We start from the raw sequence: 2,029 nt of genomic DNA on the forward strand, positions 1-2,029 counted from the left end.
GCACCACCTGCGCCTCGAACAACTCCGGCAACGTCCCCGCCACCACACCCACATCCGTGGCATTCCACTCCTCCACCACCAGACGACGCTCCTCGTCATCGAGCACCCGGATCGCGTTCAGCGGCAGGTCGGGTCCGCCGTCCAGGGCGGACTCCAGGGCGGTGACGAGGTGGGCGACGGCCGTGCGGGCCAGGGCGGCAACGGCGGCGGAGTCGATGGGAGCGATCGCGTCCACGGAGAGGGCGATCTTGTCGCCGTTGTCGTCGACGAGGAGCGCGAGCGGGTAGTTGGAGAGTTCGCGTGCGGAGAGCAGGCGTGTCCCTTCCATCGCCGCGTCCCAGCTCGTCTCGGCGTCCTGGCCGACGTTGTGCCGGTAGTTGAGGAAGGAGGTGAACAGCGGGGTGTCGCCGGTGACTCCGCCGGCGCGCTGGGCGACGACCAGCGGCGCGTGTTCGTGCTCCAGGAGTTGCGCGAGCTGGCCGCGCATCGCGGTGACCGCGGCGAGCGCGCCGGGTTCGGCGGTGCGGGCGCGCACCGGAAGCAGGTTCATGAAGGGGCCGGGGACGCGGTCGGCACCGGAGCCGGCGTTCATGCGGCCGAGCAGGACGGTGCCGAAGACCACGTCGTCGTGGCCGCTGACGGCGGCGAGGACCCGGGCCCAGGCGACGTGCAGGACGGTCGCCGTGCTGACGCCCGCGCGGCGCGCTGCCGTTCTGAGCCGTGCGGTCAGTTCCGGGGCCAGTGGGAGCGTCGCGAGGACGGCGTCCGATCCGTCTCCTCGGACGTTCGTCATTCCGTACGGAGCGGTGGGCTCGGTGACGTCGCCGAGGAGGTCGGTGAAGTAGCGCTCGTGTGCGGCGCGGTCCATGGTCGCGTGGGCCTGGGCGACGAAGGTGCGGAACGGCAGCGGCTCGGGCAGGTCGTCGCCCCGGCCCGCCAGGAACGCCTGCACCTCGTCGAGGACGACCTGAAGGGCGGTGTGGTCGCGAACGGTGTGGTGCATCCGCAGGAGCACGAGGTGGCGGCCGCCACGGATGCCGGCCGTCACGTGCAGGTCGAGCAGCGGGGCTCGGCGCAGATCCATGTGGGCGCCGGCGGCGGTGACGAGGTCGGCGGCCGGGTCGGCGGCCTCCGGGTCCGGGGTCACGTCCACGACGGGCAGGGCGGCGTGCCGCCATACGACCTGGACCGGCTCGTTCAGGCCCTCCCATGCCAGGGAGGTCCGGTAGATGTCGTGCCTGTCGATCACGCGCTGGAGGGCGTCTGCGAAGGCGTCGACGCGTTCGCGGGAGTCGAACTCGAAGACCGCGGGCATGACGTAGGCGTCGTCCCCGCCGTCGGCGAGGAGGTGGTGGAAGAGCAGTCCTTCCTGGAGCGGGGCGAGCGGGTAGACGTCCGCGATGTTCGCCGCGCCGCCGTCGACGGTCGCGACGATGCGGGCGATCTCACCGGCCGTGAGGTCGACCAGCGGCAGCATCGCGGGCGTGATCTCGGTGGCGCCTGCCGGGATCAGGTTGTCCGGCACCTCGACCGGCTCCGCTCCCACGGAGCGTGCGACTCCGGCGGGGGTGGGGGCGTCGAAGAGGGCCCGCATGGAGATCGTCACGTTGTTCCGGCGCAGGATCTCGACGAGTCGCACGGCGAGGAGGGAGTGGCCGCCGAGGCGGAAGAAGTCGTCGTCGACTCCGACGTGCTCGACGCCCAGGACCTCGGCGAACGCCGCGCAGAGGATCTCCTCGCGCACCGTCGCGGGACCCCGCCCCTGGCCGGCGAGGCCGGCGAGGTCGGGTGCGGGCAGGGCCTTGCGGTCCAGCTTGCCGTTCACCGACAGCGGCAGGGACTCAAGGACCACCACCGCCGAGGGGACCATGTACTCGGGGAGCTGTTCGGCCGCGAACTCGATCAGGGTGTGCCGAAGTCGGTGGCCGGGTGCTTCCTTCGGTATGACGTAGGCGACGAGGCGGGTGTCTCCCGGCACGTCCTCCCGGGCGATCACCACGGCCTGGGCGACCTGCGGATGCGAAGCCAC

General features: G+C 72.0%; 1 protein-coding gene. It reads right to left on the reverse strand.

The window, feature by feature from the left end; genetic code table 11:
- A partial coding sequence (locus AB0D99_RS35585; protein ID WP_362372359.1) for a condensation domain-containing protein occupies positions 1 to 2,029 on the reverse strand: 2,029 nt, incomplete at both ends.

The organism is Streptomyces sp. NPDC047971 (genome assembly GCF_040653355.1).
Taxonomy (GTDB): Bacteria; Actinomycetota; Actinomycetes; order Streptomycetales; family Streptomycetaceae; genus Streptomyces.